Source organism: Opitutaceae bacterium (genome assembly GCA_041395105.1).
Taxonomy (GTDB): Bacteria; Verrucomicrobiota; Verrucomicrobiia; order Opitutales; family Opitutaceae; genus B12-G4.
This window is the reverse complement of the sequence record JAWLBB010000010.1, coordinates 53,785-72,485: the sequence shown is the minus strand read 5'-3', so window position 1 is coordinate 72,485 and position 18,701 is coordinate 53,785. Positions and strand designations below refer to the sequence as shown.

The window sequence follows — 18,701 nt, the reverse complement described above, 5'->3', positions numbered from 1 at the left end:
CGGGTTGCCCATGATCCGATTGCTGGATGCCTCCTTCCGCCTGATTGCCGTGACCTCCTTCCCCAATCCCAACGCCGCCGCCTCGTGGGTGCTGGCGGAAACCCTACACCGCCGTGGTCTGGAGTTTGCCGTCATTTCGCCGGGATCGCGATCGACGCCTCTGACCGTGGCCCTGGCCGGACATCACGGGATCGAGGCCATACCGGTGCTCGACGAAAGGTCTGCAGGTTTCTTTGCCCTTGGTCTGGCCCGGAGGACCGGACGTCCGGTGGTTCTCGTCTGCACCTCGGGTACGGCGGCAGCGAACTATTTTCCGGCCGTGATCGAGGCACGGGAAAGCGGGGTCCCTCTGATCGTTCTGACGGCGGATCGCCCGCCGGAGATGCGGGAATGTTCGTCTGGTCAGACAATCGATCAGGTCAAGCTCTATGGGGACTACCCACGCTGGCAGGTCGAAATGGGTGTGCCGGATGCATCGGAGAAGGGACTGCGATACGTCCGGCAGACGGTGGCGCAGGCCTGGAGGCGGGCGCTTGATCCGGTGGCCGGGCCGGTCCATCTCAATCTGCCCTTTCGGGATCCCCTCGAACCGACTCCGGAGGCAAACGGCGTGACCTGCGACTTCCTCGGCCCTTCGCGGGGGTTCTTTACGCATCTCTCCGAGGTCCCGCCGGCGGCCGCTGGGACGGTCCGGCTTCCGGCCGGATTCCTCCGGACCCGGGGGGTCCTCATCGATGGTCCGGGTGTGGTCGAGAATCCGGAGACCCACGCCCTCGCCATCCTCAAGCTTGCCCGCCGGTTGCGTTGGCCGGTCCTCGCGGACGGGGTGTCTCCGGTCCGGCAATACAGAAAGAACGGTGATCCGGTGGTGATCTCCCATGACCGGATTTTTCGCGACGCCGGCTCGCGCGATTTCCTGAAACCGGATTGCGTGATCAGTTTCGGCCCGCTCCCGACCAGCAAGGCTCTTCGCGGCTGGCTGGCGGCCTCGAATGCGGGGATTGTCTTTGTTGATCCCGGCGATCGTAATCTGGACCCCGGCCATGGGCGCTCGATCCACCTGCGCGGCCGGGCCGGAGACCTTCGTGTTCCCGGATCGGGCAGGGCGGGCGAGGGCGCGTGGTGTGCCTCCTGGCTCAAGGCCGAGCGAACGGCGGCACGGCACCTGTCCCGGGGGCTTGCCGCGCCGGCATTTCCCTTTGAAAGCTCTGTTATCCGGACGGTCGGCAGATGCCTCCGCCGGGGAACGGTGGTCTTTGCCGCCAGCAGCATGACGATCCGCAATGTGGAATACTTCTGGCCGGCCGGTCGAGGCCATCGCTTTTTCTGCAACCGTGGCGCCAACGGGATTGACGGAACACTCTCGACGGCACTCGGGCTGGCCCACGGAGGCCGCCCGACCTGGCTCTTGACCGGCGATCTCGCCCTGTTGCACGACGCCAATGGATTCCTTTGCCGCCCGCAGTTTCGGGGCAGTCTGACCATCCTCCTGATCAACAATGATGGGGGAGGAATTTTCGAGCATCTGCCGATTGCGGCGTTTGAGCCTCCCTTCGAGACGTTTTTCGCCACCCCGCAAACGGTGGATTTTGAGCGTCTGAGTGCGGCCCACGGAATTGGATACCGGCGAATCCGGTCTCAATCGGAACTCGAGCAGGCAGTCCGGGCCCGGCCGGAACCGGGCATCCGACTTCTGGAAGTCCGGACCGACCGGAAAGCGGACGCCCGGAATCTCAGGAACCTCTTTCGCGGGACGGGCAGGGGATCCTGAACCGGATTCATCCGGGTGCTTGCGCGCGGAGAAGGGGACCGTTTAATACCGGCATGTCTCCGGAATGGAAATCGGTCAAAACCTATCAGGATATCCTCTATCACAAATGGGACGGGATCGCCCGCGTGACGATCAATCGTCCGGAAAAGCGCAACGCCTTCCGACCGCAGACCGTCTTCGAGATGTACGATGCGTTCTGCGATGCCCGGGAGGATCCCACGATCGGGGTGGTGCTCCTGACCGGGGCCGGACCCCATACCGACGGGAAGTATGCCTTCTGTTCGGGTGGCGACCAGAGCATCCGAGGACACGCGGGTTATGTCGGTGATGATGGGGTGCCCCGTCTCAATGTCCTTGATCTGCAGAAGCTCATCCGCTCCATGCCCAAAGTGGTCATTGCGCTGGTCGCGGGCTACGCCATTGGTGGCGGGCACGTCCTGCATGTCATCTGCGACCTGACGATTGCGGCCGACAATGCGATTTTCGGACAGACCGGACCCAGGGTGGGCAGCTTCGATGGAGGATTCGGTTCGAGCTACCTCGCGCGAATTGTCGGCCAGAAGAAGGCGCGGGAAATCTGGTATCTGTGCCGGCAATACAGTGCGGCGGAGGCGCGCGACATGGGGCTGGTCAACCGGGTGGTTCCGGTGGCGCAACTCGAAGCCGAGGGGGTTAAATGGGCCCGGGAAATCCTCGAAAAAAGCCCCCTGGCGATTCGTTGCCTGAAGGCCGCGTTCAACGCGGACACCGACGGCCAGGCCGGTCTGCAGGAACTGGCGGGCAACGCCACGCTCCTCTACTATATGTCGGAAGAGGGCGCCGAAGGAAAGAACGCCTTCCTCGAGAAGCGGAAACCGGATTTTCGGCGGTATCCCTGGCTGCCCTGAGAGGGCGGAAGCCCTATTCTTCGGCCGCGTCGGCCGTCTGGACGGTCGCCTTCTTTCTTGCACCACCGGCTTTACCCGGTTTCTTCGGAGCGCGGGGCGGGAATTCGAAACTGCTTCGTCCTCCTTCCTTCAGGACGAGGAAGGCATCGAACGGTCGCTTGGTGCGATTGGATATGAACCCCTTGATCAGATCGGTCTTTCCGTTTCTGAGCATGGTCATGAAGTTCTCGAGGGTGAGTTCCTTGCTCAGGATCTGCCGACTCAGCTTGTAGGGAAAGGTGTCTTCACCGTCTTTCTTGACCCGGACGACAAAGGCCGACGTCAGCTCAAAGATGTCACCACCGGTGATCGGGCAGGTGCCGACCGGTTCGGCATCCGGGCCCACCGCGATGCCGCCTTCGTCGCCTTCCCTGCGATCCAGCGCCATCTTGACCTTGTATTCGGAAGTGATGGTGAGGCGGGCGAAATAGTCGGTTCCACGCTTGGAGCGGAATTTGAGCGGCCCGATGGTCGAGCGGATTTCGTCCTCGCCGATTTCATCGGTCCGGCACTTGCCGACGAGTTCCCTGACCTCCTCGGGATCAATGTTCCGGCCACCGACCGTCTTGTAAACCGTCAGCTTTTCATCCTGGGAGATATAGCGGTTGAAGTTCTCCAACATGGGCTTCCCATCGGTCGGGCAGATGATGTCGGTGAGGCTATCGGGCTGCGGGGCCTTGATCCGCTCGATCAATTCCCGGGTAAGCTTGGCGATTTCGGCGATGAAGGTGTCGCCATCGAGCTCACCGTGTTCGATCTTGCGGAGCTTGAATTCCCATTCACCGGTCAGGTCGGGGCGGGTCAGGGCTTCGGCTTCGATCGACGTGAGGAAGGAGAAGAGTCGGTCCGCCTTGTCGGTCGGGACGAGGTCCCTCCGATCCCGATCCATGTATTTCTCGTTGATGAGGCGCTCAATGACCTGGGCCCGGGTGGCCGGGGTGCCGAGTCCCTTTTCCTTCATGGCATCGGCGAGATCGTCGTCGTCGACCAGTTTGCCTGCGCCTTCCATGGCGGAGAGGAGGGTCGCCTCGGTGTAACGCGGGGGCGGTCGAGTGGCTTCCTCATCGATCCGATGATTCCGGATCAGGGCCCGGGCGGGATCCCCGTCTGCGGGGCTGACTGGAGGAAGGTGTCCGTTTTCGTCGTTCAGTTCGCGTCCATAGACGGCGAGGTAGCCGGGCTCGACCAGAATCTTGCCTTCGGTCTTGAAGGCATGGGACTCAACTTGGGTCAGGCGGGTGGTGACGTCGAACTGGGCGGAAGGGTGAAAAATCGCGATGAAGCGACGGGCGATCAGGTCGAAGATCCTGGCTTCTTCCTCTCCGAGCTTCTTCGGCTTCTCCGGCGTGGGGATGATGGCAAAGTGATCGCTGACCTGCGCATTGTCGAAAACCCGTTTGTTTGGCCGTACCCAGCCGTTTTCGAGGACAAGCCTGGCGTGGGGGGCGAGGTCTCCCTGCATTGCGTTGAGCACTTCCCGGCAGACCGGAATATAGTCCTCGGGCAGGGCCTTCGAGTCGGTTCGTGGATACGTGATCATCTTGTGGCGCTCGTAGAGAGCCTGGGCGATCTGGAGCGTTCTCCGGGCGGGATAACCGAAGCGGTTGTTTGCTTCGCGCTGGAGGGTGGTCAGGTCGTAAAGGCGGGGCGCGGCCTGGGTGGTCCGCTTTTTTTCGTCCTGCACCCGGGCATGGGTTGCGTTGCCCAGGGCGGTGGCCACGGCTTCGGCCTGCGCCCGGGTCCAGATCCGGTCAATCCGGTCCTGATCGTCGGTGCCGCCCCGTTTGAAATCGGCGCGTTGAAGGACGCCCTCATAGGAACCGGCCTTGAGGCCGAATTCGGCGACCACCCGAAAATAGGTCCTCGGGATGAAGGCACGGATCTGCTTCTCCCGCTCGTGGACGATGGCGAGGGTCGGAGTCTGTACGCGGCCAACCCCGGCCACATTGCCCGCCCTCGAACCGAACATCCGTTTGGTCGCACCGCGGGTGCAATTGATCCCGATCAGCCAATCCGCCTCGGAGCGACAGCGGGCGGCGTCGGCGAGGTGCCTCATCTGCTTATCGGAGCGGAGGTGTTCGAAGGCTTCGCGGATTCCGGCGGAGGTCATCGACGACATCCAGAGGCGGCGGACCGGCTTCTTCGACTTGGAGAGTTTGTAGGTGTAGTTGAAAATCAGTTCGCCTTCACGGCCGGCGTCGCAGGCATTGATGACGTCGCCGACATCCTTGCGGTTGAGCAGGCGTTTGAGTTCCTGAAAACGCTTCTTGGTCTTTTCGATCGGCTTCAACTCGAAGCTGTCGGGCACGATCGGAAGATCAGCCAGCCGCCAGAAACCCAGCTTCTTGTCGTAATCCTCCGGCATGGCCAGCTCGACCAGATGACCGACTGCCGAGGAGACAACGTATTGGTCGTTTTCGTAGAAGTCGCCGTTCTTGGGCAATTTGCCGAGGGCTCGGCAGATATCGGTGGCAACGCTCGGCTTTTCGGCAATTATCAGAGTCTTCATAACGGGTCGGCGGCCCGGCAGCGGGGGGCACCGCCGGGAAAACATCAATCGGAAAAACCTTCCGTAAGTTGATGCGTCCGGGGTTTTGTCAAGCCTTCGCGGTCAAGACCTCGTCGAGAGAAGCGTCCAGATACCCGATCAATCGGCCGATGGTTTCATCGGTTTCGTCGCCCATGTTGGAAATGCGGAAGGTCTTGCCCTTCAACTTGCCGTAGCCTCCGTCGATGATGCATTCGAAGCGGGATTTGAGGACCTTGTTCATGGCGGCCACATCGATCCCGAGATTATTTTCGACACAGGACAGGGTGACACTGGCATCGGCCTTGTCCGGGAATAGTCGGAAGCCGCGGCGTTCGAGCCAGCCATGAATCATCCCGTTGAGGCGGGCATGGCGTGAATGGCGGGCTTCGACACCTTCAGTGAAGATGTCGCCCAATTTGGATTGCAGGGCGAAGATCAGGGAGATTACCGGAGTCGACGGAGTCATTCCCTTTTCGTGATTCTGCAGGAACTCGATGAAGTCGAAGTAGTAGCCGCGGTTGGAGACGGAGGCGGCCCGCTTGAGGGCCCGTTCGGACGGCGAGAACAGGGCGAGACCGGGAGGCAGGGCGAGGGCTTTCTGCGATCCGGTAAGCAGGACGTCGATGCCGAGTTCGTCCTTGGGAATGGGGAGGGCGGAGAAGGAACTGACGGCATCCACCACGGAAAGGACATCCGGAAACTCACGCAGGACCTCTGCTATCTGATCGAGATGGCTCATCGTGCCGGTCGATGTCTCGTTGTGGATCAGGGTGACCACATCATAATGACCGGTCGCGAGTTCCCGACGAAGGGCTTGCGGGTCGACCGGTCGGCCCCAATCGAATTGCAGGGGCGACGCGGCAAGACCGCATCGTAGCGAGACGTTGTGCCATTTGTCGGAAAAGGCACCGTTCATGCAATTGAGAACGCGCTTTTTCGTCAGGTTGCGGACGGATCCTTCCATCACACCCCAGGCGCTGCTGGTACTGAGAAATACCGGGTCCCTAGTTCCGAAGAGCTCCTGCAGGCGGGGCTGAATCGACTGGTAAAGAGCGACGAAATCGGCGCTGCGATGCCCCATGGGGGGGGTTCCCATGGCTTTGAGGGTGCGGTCAGAAACCTGGACCGGGCCGGGAATGTAGAGACGAAGACTCACTTTTTTCCTTTTCGGATGATACGGGTGTTGTGGTCGGCGAGGACGATGACCTTCGGTCGGTGACCGGCGACTTCGTCTTCACGGAAAAAGCCGAACGACATGATGGTCAGGAGGTCGCCTTTTCCGCCGAGGTGGGCGGTTCCTCCGTTCAGGCTGATGGTGCCGGAGCCGGCCGGGGCTTCGATTGCGTAGGTCTCAAAGCGCTGTCCATTGGCCATGTTCCCGACAAGGATTCTTTCGTAGGGATGAAGGTTCACTTCCTTCATCAAGTCCGCTGCGATGGCGAGACTGCCTTCGTAATTGAGGCTGCGATCGGTCACTTCAGCCCGGTGGATCTTGGACTTGACCATGGTGATCATCATAAGGTGCCTTTTGAAGGATGTCGTTGAGGACGGTCTTAAGATTAATGGTGACAGGAATTGCGCAAAAGGCCAAAAAAACCAGAATCCGTCCCCCGGCGTCAACAGGCAATCCTGAGGCTCTTGCGCACATCGGGCTCGAAAGATCGGATGGTTTTGTGTAAGAGTCGCGTCATAAAAGGGTTATTCAATCGAAAATGGTCGAACCTAGCGGATGCTCCTGAGCAGACTTAAAAAGAGCCTGCAGGTGTTTGAGCAGTACACCATCGACGTGATTTTCGAACGTCGGCGGGGTAAGCGGGCGGCCGTGTTCAAAGCCTTCCTCCACGCCAATTCGCTCCTTTTCAGTGGAATTGTCCAACTGCGACTGTGGCTCTATCGCCAGAGAATCCTTCATGACCAGCACCTTGGTTGCCTGGTCGTGGTTGTCGGAAACCTGACGGTTGGGGGCACCGGCAAGACGCCCGTCGTCGAGAAATTCGCCCGTTCCCTGGCCGAGCGGGGGCGCAAGGTTGCGATTCTCAGCCGTGGCTACAAGAGCCGGGCCGAACCACTTTACCGGCGACTCTGGCGCACCATCGTGACAGGCGGGAAACCCCCGCCCCCCCGGATTGTAAGCGACGGGAAGAAGGTTCTCCTGGACAGTGATCAGGCCGGAGATGAACCTTATATGCTGGCGAGGAATCTGCCCGGGGTGATTGTCCTGGTGGACAAGAATCGGGTAAAGAGCGGATCATATGCGATCCGGAATTTCGGCTGCGACACCCTTGTTCTCGATGACGGATTTCAGTACCTGCCGCTGAAAGGGCGTCTCAACCTGCTTCTTGTCGACAAGACGAATCCGTTTGGCAACCGGCGTCTGCTGCCTCGGGGGATCATGCGGGAACCGGTCAAGCACCTGAAACGGGCCTCCTATGTTTTTCTGACCAAGTCCGATGGGACTCCCGACCCGGAACTCGAGGCACTGATCCGACGCCACCATCCGGCTGTCGACATCATCGAGTGCGCCCATCGACCGCAGTATCTTCAGGAGGTCAATGGTCCACTGCGCCGCGACCTTGATTATCTGCGAGGTCGGCGGGTGGGGGCCTTCAGCGGGATTGCCGCCCCGGACAGTTTTGAGGCTTTTCTACGGGATTTCGGAGCGCAGCTTCTCTATACCCGCCGGTTTCTCGATCACTACCGGTTCAGTCCCGGCGAACTCGACCATATTTTTGACCAGGCTCAGGAGGCGCGCCTGGATTTCCTGGTAACGACGGAAAAGGATGCAGTCCGGATTGACCCGAATCATCACTTTCCCATCCCCCTCTACTTCCTTCGCCTTGAGATCGATATTCTCAGTGGAGATGCGGATTTCGAGAAAGCGGTGTCGCGGATCTGCTTTCCCGAGCAGCAGGGGAGTGGACGCCGCGACCGGGCTGGTTGAGCCGTCTCCACTTGCCTTATCCGGCGCCCCGTCCAGATTGTCGGCGTATATTATGAAAGATCCCCGTTGCGACAGACTGGCCGAGGTTCTCGTCGGTCATTCCACTCGTCTGGAGGCCGGCCAGCATCTTCTGATCGAGGCACAGGACGTCCCTGATCAGATTGTGGTCTCCCTGATCGAGGCCGCTCGGCGCCGCGGGGCTCATCCTCATGTCGAGATCACGCGGGGAACGATCACTCGTGCGCTTTCCCTTCAGGCCACTGAAGCGCAGATCCGTGCGAAGGCCGCTCTCGACCTTCATCGTTTCAAGAAGATGGATGCCTATATCGCGCTGCGGGGCTCAGAAAACACCTTCACGATGAGCGATGTGCCGGTTGAGCGGCAGAACATGATCTCGAGGCTGATGCGGCCGGTCCAGGATCAGCGGGTCAATCACACCAAATGGGTGGTGCTGCGTTGGCCGACATCGAGCATGGCCCAGCAGGCTCGGATGCCGACCGAGGCCTTCGAGGATTTCTTCTATCGGGTCTGCACCCTTGATTATGGACGGATGGCGGCGGGAATGAAGGCGTTGAACGCCCTGATGACGCGGACCGACCGGGTCCGGATCGTGGGCCCCGGAACGGATTTGAGTTTTTCCCTGAAGGGACTTGGGGCGGTTTCCTGCGGTGGGCTTCGCAATATCCCCGACGGAGAGGTCTTCAGTTGCCCGGTTCGCGACAGCGTCGAGGGAGTGATTCAGTACAACGTGCCGTCCCTTTACCGGGGTGTCGTCTTTGACGGCATCAGGTTTGTCTTCCGCAAGGGAAGAATCGTTGAGGCCACCAGCAATCGCACCGACCAGCTCAACGCCATCCTTGATGCCGATCCGGGGGCACGGTATGTCGGTGAGTTCTCCCTCGGTTTCAATCCGCATATCCGCGAGCCGATGCTGGATACGCTGTTTGACGAGAAGATCGCGGGTTCCTTCCACTTCACTCCCGGCCAGGCCTACAAGCAGGTCGACAACGGCAATCGAAGCCAGGTCCACTGGGATATTGTCTGTATCCAGAGGCCTGATCACGGAGGTGGTGAAGTTTATTTCGACGGAAAACTGATCCGCAAGGACGGGCTCTTTGTTCCGGCGGGCCTCCGGAAACTGAATCCCGAATACCTGGTCGCCTGATGGAATTCCGGAGAAATACCATTGTTTGCCTTGACGGTGCGCCGGCGACTTTACGCCCTGCCATCCGCGGACCGGGTTGGGCTGGACATCTGCGGCCAGCCGCTGCGACGAATCCTGTGCACCCTGTTGCTTCTTCGAAATGAACGACCGGCCGGACCTCCATTCCTTCATCCGACGCCTGCCAAAGACGGAAACCCACCTCCATATCGAGGGGCGCTTCCTACAGACTGATCCAGAAACTCGAGCCGGAGCGGTTTCGCGAGAATCCGCCGTTTTGGGCCGATGATTTCCGTTATCCTTCATTCGAGGAGTTTGAGAAAACCCTGCTCGATCATGCCATACTCTGGTACACTTCTCCCGAGCGTTACCATGAGGCGGCCTCGATCATCTTCGAGGGATTGCGGAACCGGAACGTCCGCTATGTGGAGACCAGCTTTCATCTGGGAATCGTGGAGTACTTCGACATACCGGGTCCGGCCATTGTCGATGCGATCCGGTCGGCGGCCCCGGTCGGCATGGAAGTCCGGGTCTTCGCCGGCATGCTGCGCAACAATTACACACCCGTCATGAAACCGATCATCGACGACCTTCATCGATGGGAACACCTGGCCGGGGTTGATCTTCATGGTGTCGAGGTGTGGGATCTCGAGGCCTGGACGGCGCCGGTCTGGCGGGAAGTCCGCGCCGCCGGGAAGGTGACCAAGGCGCATGCCGGTGAGTTTGGCGGGGCGGGCAACGTCCGCCAGGTCATTGAGGAACTCGGTGTGCGGCGGGTTCAGCATGGCGTCCGATCGGTGGAGGATCCGGCGGTGGTCGAACTGTTGGGCGAGGTCGGTGCGACGCTTGATATCTGTCCGATCAGCAATCTGAAATTGGGCGTGGTCCCATCTCTGCGGGAACATCCCATCCGGCAGCTCTTTGATGCCGGTATCCGCTGCACAGTCAGCACGGATGATCCGTTTTCATTTGGAAACACCCTGAGTGAGGAATACGAGGCACTTGCCCGGGATCTCGGCTTCACTCGCGCGGAGCTGATCCGGATTGCCCGAAACGGCTTTGAGGTGGCGGATATTTCGGAGGTTCTCCGGGCCGAAGCCATGGCTGAACTGGATGTGTTGGAAAACGCCCTGGCCTAGATGACGGATCCCGAGCATGTCGCGGCGGGGCCATCGGCAGATCCCGGCGCCGAGCCGATCGGAGAATTGGGATTCGAGGTGCCGGAAGGCACCCGGGACCAGCGGGCGGACAAGTCCCTTGTCGCTGCCTTTCCAGGCCAGAGCCGGGCGGGTCTTCAGCGCCTGTTGGCGGAGGGTCTGGTCCGGCGGGAAGGTGCGGTCCTTTCCAAGAGCGACCGGGTTCGGGCAGGTGACCGGATCACCATTACCTTCCCTCCGCCCACACCTTCCGCCCTGGAGCCGATCGATCTCGATCTGGAGGTGCTGCTCGACGATCGCGAGTTTCTCGTGATCAATAAACCAGCCGGACTGACCGTGCATCCGGGGGCGGGAACCCGTGGGGATACTCTCGTTCACGGGCTTCTGGCACTGTGCCGGGGACAACTCAGCGGGATCGGCGGAGTCGAACGGCCGGGAATTGTCCACCGATTGGACCGGGAGACCAGCGGGGTGCTGGTGGTGGCCAAGACCGATGCAGCCCATCGGGGGCTGGCCGGGCAATTCGCCCAACGAAGCCTGCGCAAGGAATACCTGACCCTGATCCGGGGAATCCCGAAAACTCTGCAAGGACGGATCGACCTGGCCATTTCCCGTCACCCGACCGAGCGGCACCGCATGACCACCGGGCAACAGGGTCGATCACGTCCTTCCCTGACGGAATGGACGATCGAGAGGACCTTTCAGGGCAGATTCAGTCTGTTGCGCTGTCGTATCCATACTGGAAGGACGCATCAGATCCGGGTCCACCTCAGTGCGATCGGGCACCCGGTCCTCGGAGACCGGGTCTACGGTTTTCGACCAAGGCCTGAGGATCCGATCCGAATCCCACGGGTCATGCTCCATGCGGCGCTCCTCGAGTTTGCCCATCCGATGACCGGCGATAACCTTGTGGTCGAGGCTCCGCTCCCGGAGGATTTCCGGGAAGTTCTGGCGGCCCTGGACTCGTGAACCGTCAGTCTGCGGAGAGCATCTCCCAAGCAACACCGTAGCGCAGATTGCAGAAGGAGTGCTGGAATTCCCCGATCCGCCCCATATCGAGAACGGTCATGAGGGTGACCAGGGCCACCGGAAAGACATCCGCACGGGACGGCGGCAATCCGGGATAGCGCCGTCGGCGTTCAAGGGGAAGCGGACTGATGTCCTGGAGTATCTGGTCGAGCTGTTGTCGATTGACCCGGGAGGGATGGGTCGATTCGTCCGAGGGAGCGAGCAGGCGTGCGATGGCGGCCGTGCCGCCCGTGATCACGGTCCGGGTGTTCGCCGCGAGATCGAAGGCGAAGCGGGCGTTTTGGAGCACGGAACGCACGTGGTTGGCCACCTGTTCCTGCTGCATCTTCGAAAACGGGGCTTCCCGGTCGGGCACGAATACCTCGGTCAGCCGAACGCAACCAAGAGGAAGGCTGTCAACGTGGCGGAGGTGGTCTTCCTCAATCGCCAGGGTCTCCAGGCTGCCTCCACCCAGATCGAAGAGATAGAAGTCGGTCAGGTCCTGCAGATCCGGATCGCATCGGATCCCAAGGGCGATGAATCGGGCTTCCTCGCGCCCGGTCAGGATGCGTAGCGGAAGGCCGAGATCGGCTTCCAGCCGCTTGGCGAATTCCGCGCGGTTCACAGCGTCACGAACGGCGCTGGTGGCGGTGAGGGCGATTTCTCCCGGGTCATGGGTGCAGGCGACATCATGAAGGCGACGGACGGCCTGCAGACCGGGTGTGATCCCCGATTCGAGGAGCTCGGGGATTGAGCGGGAGATACCGGCCCCGATCCTCGTCTCCTCGGTGGCCTCCCGCAGCACGGTGAGAGGCCGGTTGGGAGCGGTGCGTTCAGCGACGAGCAGTTTGATCGAATTGCTCCCGATGTCGATGACGGCGACGCGGTTGCGCCTTCTGTCGGAAGGGGTCACAGGCTGAATGAGGCTGGCGCGACCAGCACGGCGAATTCGCCCTTGATCGCGAGCCCGGCCAACGTGTCGCGGACGGTTCGGGCCTCGCCGGTGAGGACGGTTTCGTGCATCTTGGTCAACTCCTTGCCCACGCAGACCAGGCGCTCATCTCCCAGGACGTCGATGATATCGTCGAGGCATTTGAGGATGCGGTGACACGATTCGTAGAGGGCCAGGGTATAGGGGGAGTCGGCCTGTCTGGTGAAAAAGGTCCGCCGGGCGGAGGTCTTCGGCGGGAGGAATCCGACAAAGAGAAAACCATGGGTGGGCAGCCCCGAAACACTCAGGAGGGCGGTGAGGGCGCACGGTCCGGGCACCGCTTCCACCGGCAATCCCTGTCGGCGGCATTCCCGAACAAGGCGAAAGCCCGGATCGCTGATTCCCGGGGTGCCGGCGTCGCTGACGAGGGCGATCGACTTGCCGGCCCTGAGGGCGTCGGCCAATTCCAGGGCTTTGGCCTGCTCATTGTGCTCGTGATAGGCCACCAGCGGGGTCGACGCCCCCAGATGGCGCAGGAGCTTGGCCGTGGTCCGGGTGTCTTCGGCCGCGATCAGGTCGACTGTTTCAAGCAGGTGACGCGCGCGCTCCGTCAGATCGCCAAGATTGCCGATCGGAGTGGCGACCACATAGAGTCGGCCGGGTTCGGGAGATTTGAGGGCGTGTGCCACGGGAAGGCCGGCCTGAGTATGAGGTCCGGTTCACCCGGGCATCACATGCCCATGCCGGGCGCCTTCTGCTCCCATTCCTGGGGACGGCTCCATGGAACGGAGGTGTCTGACGGTTCGTCCATGGTGGTGCAGCCGGTGACGGCCAGCCCGACGAGGGCGAGGAGAGAAAGGATGAATAAGGTCTTCAGGACTTTCATAATGGATCAACGGGTGGCGATATCGCCGACGATGACAGTGCCGACGGGAAATTCTGGCATTATATGAGCGATGCTATAGCCGGTGCGGACGTCCGTCAACTGCACGCGTGCGACGGTTCGCTCGCGGCGGCGCAGGAACATGTGCAATCCCTTGAGCGCTCCTTCGTCCACACCGATATCGAGAACGACGAAGGAGGAGCCCGGTCCGACCTGGACCACGGTGCCCCTGAGTCCGGGAGGAGCGATTTCTTCCGGGTCGGGCAGGGGAGGTGCGCCGGCCGGGTTGGAGCGGGCGGCGGCTTCATTCTCGAGAGTGAGGATGCGGGCATTCAGGCCGTCAATGATCGTCTCGTAACGGGTGACGAGGCTCTGGTAGTCCTCTTCGTTGAGCGGGGAAGCCGTCTTCATTTCGATCAACTCGCGCTTAACCCGGGCCACGTCGCTGTTCAGGCGGGCGTTGGTGCGTTCATGCGCCTGGATCAGGGTCCGGGCTTCGGCGATTTCACGGGCGAGCTGCCGATTTCGTGCGTCAAGGGAGACATTCATCCCCTTGGACTCCGAGGTTTCATCTTCGATGATCTGCAGTTGGTGACGCAGGGAATCGCGCTCGATCCTCATGTCCGTGATGAAATCCCGGCTTTGTTTCAAGTCGAAGGACCTTGACTCCAATTCCTGTTCCAGACCCAGGCGGATGTTGCGGTGCCACAGGTAGAGTCCCACGAGGCTGACCAGGCCGGCTATGGCAACCAGATATGGGAGCAGGACAGATTGCTTCATAGCCTTGGAGACTGTCTCTTGGTCATAGGAATGGTGGATCCCCGTGGTCGGAAACGAAGAGACTCACCACCTCTGTCCCGGAGTCAAGGACGTGATGTGAGTCGGTGGTCCGGCTGTATCCGCACTGGGAAAGATCAAATCCGGAGATCGTGGTCGGTGACTGCGCCGAGGGAGGCCGAGGTGACCAGCGCGGCGTATTTGGCCAGAGCCCCCCGGGTTTCCTTGGGTGCGGGCTGTCGCCAGGCGGCCCGGCGTTTCGTCCATTCCTCTTCCGTCAGGGAGAGGTTGAGCTGGTTGACCCGTGCATCAATCGTGATCTCGTCCCCGTTCCGGACCAGGCTGAGCGGCCCTCCGACCCAGGCTTCCGGGGTGATGTGGCCGACCACGAATCCGTGGCTGCCTCCGGAGAATCGGCCGTCGGTAATGAGGGCGACTTCCTTGCCGAGTCCGCGGCCCATCACGGCGGAGGTCGGGGCGAGCATTTCGCGCATTCCCGGCCCTCCCTTGGGGCCTTCGTTGCGGATAACGATGACATGGCCGCTCTGCACGGTGCCGTCGAGGATGGCGGCAAGGGCTGCCTCCTCAGACTCAAAAACAATGGCCCGGCCGGTGAAAGTCAGGCCCTCCTTGCCGGAAATCTTGGCCACGGATCCCTCGGGGGCGAGGTTGCCGTAGAGGATGCGCAGATGGCTGTCCGGTTTGATCGGGTGATCAAACGGCATCACGATGTCCTGACCCTGGGGATACGCTCCGACCTTCTCGAGGTTTTCCGCGAGGGTCTTGCCGGTCACGGTCAGGCAGTCTCCGTGGAGTAGACCCCGATCCAGCAGCGTCTTCATCAGCGGGGTTATGCCTCCGATGGCGGAGAGGTGGGACATCCCGTACTTGCCACTCGGTTTCAGGTCGCAGAGAACCGGAACATTCTTCCCGATCCGCGTGAAATCGTCGATGCCGAGCTCAACGTCCGCGGCGTGGGCGATGGCGAGGAGATGGAGTACGGCATTGGTCGAGCCACCAAGGGCGATGACCACCGTGATGGCGTTCTCGAACGCCTGGCGGGTCATGATGTCGCGCGGGCGAATACCCCTGCGGATCAACTCAAGGACGGCGGCGCCGGCGTTGGCGCAATCGGTCAGTTTGTCTTTGGAAACGGCAAGTTGGGAGGCACTGTTGGGCAGACTCATCCCCATGGCTTCGATGGCCGATGCCATGGTATTGGCGGTGTACATGCCTCCGCACGAACCGGCGCCCGGAATGGCGCAGGATTCGATCGCCTTGAGTTCGTCCGAATCAATCTTCCGGTTGGCGTGCTGGCCGACGGCTTCAAAAACCGAGACGATGTCGACCGGCTTCTCGCGATGGATGCCGGGCAGGATGGTGCCGCCGTAGACAAAGACGGCCGGACGGTTCATCCGGGCCATGGCGATGACGCAGCCGGGCATGTTCTTGTCGCACCCGCCGATGGCCACGAGACCGTCGAATCCCTCGGCACCGGCCACCGTTTCGATCGAGTCGGCAATGACTTCGCGGGAAACGAGCGAATAGCGCATCCCCGGGGTCCCCATGGAAATGCCGTCGGAGACGGTGATGGTTCCAAAGATGATGGATTTCCCCGACGCCGCATCGACCCCGCGACCGGCCTCCCGGGCCAGTTCGTCGATATGCATGTTGCAGGGGGTGACCATGCTCCAGGTCGACGCAATCCCGATTACGGGCTTGGCAAAATCTTCGTCCGTGAAGCCGACCGCCCGCAGCATGGATCGGTTGGGAGCGCGGTCATCGCCGTCCACCACGATGGCGGAATAGGTCCGGGTTCTGTCGTTTTCGTTCATTGTCAAGGGCTTGATCTTCTGGATTTCCGGGCACGTCAATGCGGCGAACCGGTCCTGCGGTTAGAGCAAACATTTGGTTTGCGATCAAGTTCTTGTTGGCCCACAACCGGTGGGTTTTTACCCAAATCCATGGCCTTCGATCTCACGCGCGTACTGCGTGCCCTTCTTTTCGCTTCTCCCGGTCCGCTTTCCACCCGGGATATTCAGGCCGTCTTTACCCGTTTCCATGAGCAGGCTACTCAGGATCCTGAACCCGATGTGGACGACGCCTCCGGGGAATCAGGGCATCGGGACATCTCCGATGTCCCATCTCTGGTCACTGATTCGCAGATCCGTGAAGCGATGGATGCGATCGGAAACCAGTTGGACGAGTCGAACGAAGTCTTTCGGTTGCAGGAGACCCATCAGGGCTACCGCCTGGTCACTTCCGGCGACAGTGCCGATTGGGTGCGCCTGCTGCGGAATGCACCCAAGCCGGCCCGCCTGAGCCGGGCCGCTCTGGAAACGCTCGCCATCATCGCCTACCGTCAGCCGGTTGTCAGGTCGGAGATCGAGAGCATCCGCGGGGTTTCCGCCGATAATGCCCTCAATCGGCTGCTGGAGCGCGAGTTGATTCAGATTACCGGTCGGGCGGATCTGCCCGGTCGACCCCTGCAGTATGGGACGACGGACGCCTTTCTTGAGTTGGTCGGCGTGCGCGCCCTCGAGGAACTGCCGGCCTCTGATGTCCTGACCTCCCGCGAGATCGATGACTGGCTCCGTAAGGACAAGGAACTCAGACCGTTGACCGGCAGTGAGTTGGGCCTCTCCGAGGAAGACGGTGGAGCCGAGGAACATGAGGAGGCGGCGCCGGATCGGTTTCCAGAGGCCGATGGTGCGGATCCGCAGACTGAGCCGAGGGTAGCCGATGGCGAAGTGAAATCCAACGAACCGACGGAAGGGGTTGTACCGTGAATCTTGACGAATTGAGGTCGGAGATCGATGGAATCGACCGCCAGGTCCTGCAATTGCTCAATGAGCGGGTCCGCCGGGCGGCGGAAATCGGTCGAATCAAGCATCAGCAGGGGCTGGCGGTGTATGCTCCGCAGCGGGAGGCGGAGGTTTTCCGCAAGCTCGAAGCGATGAACAGCGGTCCGCTCGACGCCAAGGCGATCCGCTCGATCTACCGGGAGGTGATCTCCGCGGCCATCGCATTGGAAAAGCCGATGGTCATCGCCTATCTGGGCCCGGCGGCGACCTTCACCAACCAGGCCGCGCTCAAGAAGTTCGGCTCGAGCGTGGGCTATCTGGCATTGTCGACGATCAATGACATTTTCACGGCGGTGGAGAAAGGGGAGGCGGATTACGGAGTCATCCCGATCGAGAATTCCAATGAAGGCGCCGTCATCCATTCCCTCGACACCTTTGTCGAATCAGACCTGAAGATTGTGGCCCAGGTGTTCCTGGAGATCTCCCACCACTTGATCTCGCAATCGGGTCTGGACGGAATCAAGCGCGTCTATTCGAAGGATCAGGCCCTGGGCCAATGTCGTCGCTGGCTGCAGCGCTACCTACCCCACGCGACCTACGTGGATGCGGACAGCACCTCACGGGCGGTCGAGATTGCCCGGGATGACCCGAGCGCGGCTGCGGTGGCCAGCGAACTCGCCGCGGAGCTCTACGGGGTTCCCATCGTGGCCCGGAATATCCAGGACAAGGCGGATAATGTGACCCGGTTTCTTGTCATTGGGCCGGAATCGGCCGGACCCTCGGGCTTGGGACAGGACAAAAGCAGCTATCTCTTTTCGATCAGGGACGAACCGGGCGCGTTGCAGCGTGCGCTCGAACCCTTCAGTCAACGGGGCATTAATCTCTGCAAGATCGAGTCACGTCCCAGCAAGCGCAAAGCCTGGGACTATTATTTCTATATCGACATCATGGGTCATCACAGTGACCCGAATGTCCGTGAGGCGATCGCGGAACTTGAGCGGCGCAGTCCGATGGTCAAGTGGCTCGGGAGTTTCCCGAACTCGGATTGAGGAGTTCCCGGTAAAGCGTCCGAGGCGGAGATACAGATTCGATTCGCAAATCGAGAAGATCGCCCTTAGGTTTTGGAGGGTTGATCGATGGGTTTTCCGTTGAAACAGGACAGGGAGATGGCGGAAGCACGCGCCCGGATGGTGCAGCGGCAACTGATTGGCCGGGGTATCCGGGATAAGCGTGTTCTTCAGGCCTTTCGCGAAGTGCGGCGTCATCTTTTTGTGGAAAGCGCGTTCCTGACGGAGGCCTACTCGGATTTCCCGTTACCCATCGGTCATGCCCAGACGATTTCCCAGCCCTATATTGTGGCTGCGATGGTTGAAGCGATGGAAATCGGGCCGGATTCCGTCGTCCTGGAAATCGGAACCGGCAGCGGCTACGAGACGGCCATCCTCGCCGAGTTGGCCTCACGGGTCTACACGGTCGAAGTGATTCCCGAGTTGGCTGAGGAAGCCCGGAAGCGGCTCACCGGGATGGGGTATTCGAATATCCACTATCGGATCGGCGATGGCGCCGCAGGCTGGCCGGAGGCGGGTCGCTTCGACGGGATCATCGTTTCGGCCGCACCGCGCCGGGTGGACCCGAGGCTTCTGGACCAGTTGGCCGATGGCGCCTGCTGCATCGTGCCGGAAGGCGACGAGCGGCAATTGCTGAGAAAGTACCGTCGCAGGGGCGACGACTGCAGGGTTGAGACCCTGATGCCGGTCCGGTTCGTTCCGCTGGTGGGAACTCCGGATTCATCGAGAGAGCGCTGATTCCAC

The 18,701-nt window shown here is 61.1% G+C and carries 17 protein-coding genes; 9 read left to right on the top strand and 8 right to left on the bottom strand.

The genetic code is table 11. The features are described from left to right. The first annotated feature begins 10 nt into the window (after window positions 1–10). Complete coding sequence (menD, locus tag R3F07_19380) at window positions 11–1,771, top strand: 2-succinyl-5-enolpyruvyl-6-hydroxy-3-cyclohexene-1-carboxylic-acid synthase (GenBank protein ID MEZ5278553.1); 1,761 nt, start codon at window positions 11–13, stop codon at window positions 1,769–1,771. 53 nt (window positions 1,772–1,824) lie between these two features. After that, window positions 1,825–2,658, top strand: a complete 834-nt coding sequence (menB, locus tag R3F07_19375) for a 1,4-dihydroxy-2-naphthoyl-CoA synthase (protein ID MEZ5278552.1) — start codon at window positions 1,825–1,827, stop codon at window positions 2,656–2,658. 13 nt (window positions 2,659–2,671) lie between these two features. On the opposite strand, the gene R3F07_19370 is transcribed toward menB, so the two are convergent. The 3 genes from R3F07_19370 to R3F07_19360 form a co-directional block, all read right to left on the bottom strand. Beyond that, window positions 2,672–5,206 (bottom strand): DNA topoisomerase 3, encoded by a 2,535-nt coding sequence (locus R3F07_19370; GenBank protein ID MEZ5278551.1) that lies wholly within the window; start codon window positions 5,204–5,206, stop codon window positions 2,672–2,674. An 88-nt stretch (window positions 5,207–5,294) separates the two neighbouring features. Next, window positions 5,295–6,323, bottom strand: coding sequence for an alanine--glyoxylate aminotransferase family protein (locus R3F07_19365; GenBank protein MEZ5278550.1), 1,029 nt, complete (start codon window positions 6,321–6,323; stop codon window positions 5,295–5,297). Window positions 6,324–6,379: 56 nt separating this feature from the next. After that, window positions 6,380–6,733 carry an aspartate 1-decarboxylase gene (locus R3F07_19360; GenBank protein ID MEZ5278549.1) on the bottom strand — a complete coding sequence of 118 codons (354 nt, stop codon included), beginning with the start codon at window positions 6,731–6,733 and terminating at the stop codon, window positions 6,380–6,382. Window positions 6,734–6,956: 223 nt separating this feature from the next. On the opposite strand from R3F07_19360, the gene lpxK reads away from it, so the two are divergent. The 4 genes from lpxK to R3F07_19340 all read left to right on the top strand — a co-directional run bounded on the left by lpxK (window position 6,957) and on the right by R3F07_19340 (window position 11,456). Further along, complete coding sequence (gene lpxK / locus R3F07_19355; GenBank protein MEZ5278548.1) at window positions 6,957–8,168, top strand: tetraacyldisaccharide 4'-kinase; 1,212 nt, start codon at window positions 6,957–6,959, stop codon at window positions 8,166–8,168. Window positions 8,169–8,220: 52 nt separating this feature from the next. Continuing rightward, window positions 8,221–9,333 (top strand): aminopeptidase, encoded by a 1,113-nt coding sequence (locus tag R3F07_19350; protein ID MEZ5278547.1) that lies wholly within the window; start codon window positions 8,221–8,223, stop codon window positions 9,331–9,333. Between the two features lie 161 nt (window positions 9,334–9,494). After that, the gene (locus R3F07_19345) at window positions 9,495–10,469 is read left to right on the top strand and encodes an adenosine deaminase (protein ID MEZ5278546.1); all 975 of its coding nucleotides are present in this window, start codon (window positions 9,495–9,497) and stop codon (window positions 10,467–10,469) included. Next, the gene (locus tag R3F07_19340) at window positions 10,470–11,456 is read left to right on the top strand and encodes an RluA family pseudouridine synthase (protein ID MEZ5278545.1); all 987 of its coding nucleotides are present in this window, start codon (window positions 10,470–10,472) and stop codon (window positions 11,454–11,456) included. Between the two features lie 4 nt (window positions 11,457–11,460). Here R3F07_19340 and R3F07_19335 read toward each other — a convergent pair whose 3' ends face one another. The 5 genes from R3F07_19335 to ilvD form a co-directional block, all read right to left on the bottom strand. Next, window positions 11,461–12,408, bottom strand: coding sequence for a phosphatase (locus R3F07_19335; GenBank protein ID MEZ5278544.1), 948 nt, complete (start codon window positions 12,406–12,408; stop codon window positions 11,461–11,463). Continuing rightward, the gene (gene rsmI, locus R3F07_19330) at window positions 12,405–13,115 is read right to left on the bottom strand and encodes a 16S rRNA (cytidine(1402)-2'-O)-methyltransferase (GenBank protein ID MEZ5278543.1); all 711 of its coding nucleotides are present in this window, start codon (window positions 13,113–13,115) and stop codon (window positions 12,405–12,407) included. The genes R3F07_19335 and rsmI overlap by 4 nt, the downstream gene beginning before the upstream one ends. 41 nt (window positions 13,116–13,156) lie before the next feature. Next, on the bottom strand, window positions 13,157–13,312 hold the full coding sequence (locus R3F07_19325) for a hypothetical protein (protein MEZ5278542.1): 156 nt from the start codon (window positions 13,310–13,312) through the stop codon (window positions 13,157–13,159). Between the two features lie 6 nt (window positions 13,313–13,318). Then, the gene (locus R3F07_19320) at window positions 13,319–14,089 is read right to left on the bottom strand and encodes a hypothetical protein (GenBank protein ID MEZ5278541.1); all 771 of its coding nucleotides are present in this window, start codon (window positions 14,087–14,089) and stop codon (window positions 13,319–13,321) included. Window positions 14,090–14,223: 134 nt separating this feature from the next. Next, window positions 14,224–15,921: a dihydroxy-acid dehydratase gene (gene ilvD, locus R3F07_19315; GenBank protein MEZ5278540.1), complete on the bottom strand. Its 1,698-nt coding sequence runs from the start codon at window positions 15,919–15,921 to the stop codon at window positions 14,224–14,226. Window positions 15,922–16,050: 129 nt separating this feature from the next. Between ilvD and scpB the strand changes: the two genes are divergently transcribed. The 3 genes from scpB to R3F07_19300 all read left to right on the top strand — a co-directional run bounded on the left by scpB (window position 16,051) and on the right by R3F07_19300 (window position 18,695). Beyond that, the gene (gene scpB / locus R3F07_19310; protein ID MEZ5278539.1) at window positions 16,051–16,875 is read left to right on the top strand and encodes an SMC-Scp complex subunit ScpB; all 825 of its coding nucleotides are present in this window, start codon (window positions 16,051–16,053) and stop codon (window positions 16,873–16,875) included. After that, the gene (pheA, locus tag R3F07_19305) at window positions 16,872–17,939 is read left to right on the top strand and encodes a prephenate dehydratase (GenBank protein MEZ5278538.1); all 1,068 of its coding nucleotides are present in this window, start codon (window positions 16,872–16,874) and stop codon (window positions 17,937–17,939) included. Before scpB ends, pheA begins: the two co-directional genes overlap by 4 nt. A gap of 117 nt (window positions 17,940–18,056) precedes the next feature. Further along, complete coding sequence (locus R3F07_19300; GenBank protein ID MEZ5278537.1) at window positions 18,057–18,695, top strand: protein-L-isoaspartate(D-aspartate) O-methyltransferase; 639 nt, start codon at window positions 18,057–18,059, stop codon at window positions 18,693–18,695. Window positions 18,696–18,701: the final 6 nt, after the last annotated feature.

What these genes read in the sequence shown, in the direction of transcription:
- menD (MEZ5278553.1), top strand. Translation starts at nt 11, where the DNA reads ATGATCCGATTGCTGGATGCCTCCTTCCGCCTGATTGCCGTGACCTCC.
- menB (MEZ5278552.1), top strand. Translation starts at nt 1,825, where the DNA reads ATGTCTCCGGAATGGAAATCGGTCAAAACCTATCAGGATATCCTCTAT.
- R3F07_19370 (MEZ5278551.1), bottom strand. Translation starts at nt 5,206, where the DNA reads ATGAAGACTCTGATAATTGCCGAAAAGCCGAGCGTTGCCACCGATATC.
- R3F07_19365 (MEZ5278550.1), bottom strand. Translation starts at nt 6,323, where the DNA reads ATGGGAACCCCCCCCATGGGGCATCGCAGCGCCGATTTCGTCGCTCTT.
- R3F07_19360 (MEZ5278549.1), bottom strand. Translation starts at nt 6,733, where the DNA reads ATGGTCAAGTCCAAGATCCACCGGGCTGAAGTGACCGATCGCAGCCTC.
- lpxK (MEZ5278548.1), top strand. Translation starts at nt 6,957, where the DNA reads ATGCTCCTGAGCAGACTTAAAAAGAGCCTGCAGGTGTTTGAGCAGTAC.
- R3F07_19350 (MEZ5278547.1), top strand. Translation starts at nt 8,221, where the DNA reads ATGAAAGATCCCCGTTGCGACAGACTGGCCGAGGTTCTCGTCGGTCAT.
- R3F07_19340 (MEZ5278545.1), top strand. Translation starts at nt 10,470, where the DNA reads ATGACGGATCCCGAGCATGTCGCGGCGGGGCCATCGGCAGATCCCGGC.
- R3F07_19325 (MEZ5278542.1), bottom strand. Translation starts at nt 13,312, where the DNA reads ATGAAAGTCCTGAAGACCTTATTCATCCTTTCTCTCCTCGCCCTCGTC.
- R3F07_19320 (MEZ5278541.1), bottom strand. Translation starts at nt 14,089, where the DNA reads ATGAAGCAATCTGTCCTGCTCCCATATCTGGTTGCCATAGCCGGCCTG.
- ilvD (MEZ5278540.1), bottom strand. Translation starts at nt 15,921, where the DNA reads ATGAACGAAAACGACAGAACCCGGACCTATTCCGCCATCGTGGTGGAC.
- scpB (MEZ5278539.1), top strand. Translation starts at nt 16,051, where the DNA reads ATGGCCTTCGATCTCACGCGCGTACTGCGTGCCCTTCTTTTCGCTTCT.
- R3F07_19300 (MEZ5278537.1), top strand. Translation starts at nt 18,057, where the DNA reads ATGGCGGAAGCACGCGCCCGGATGGTGCAGCGGCAACTGATTGGCCGG.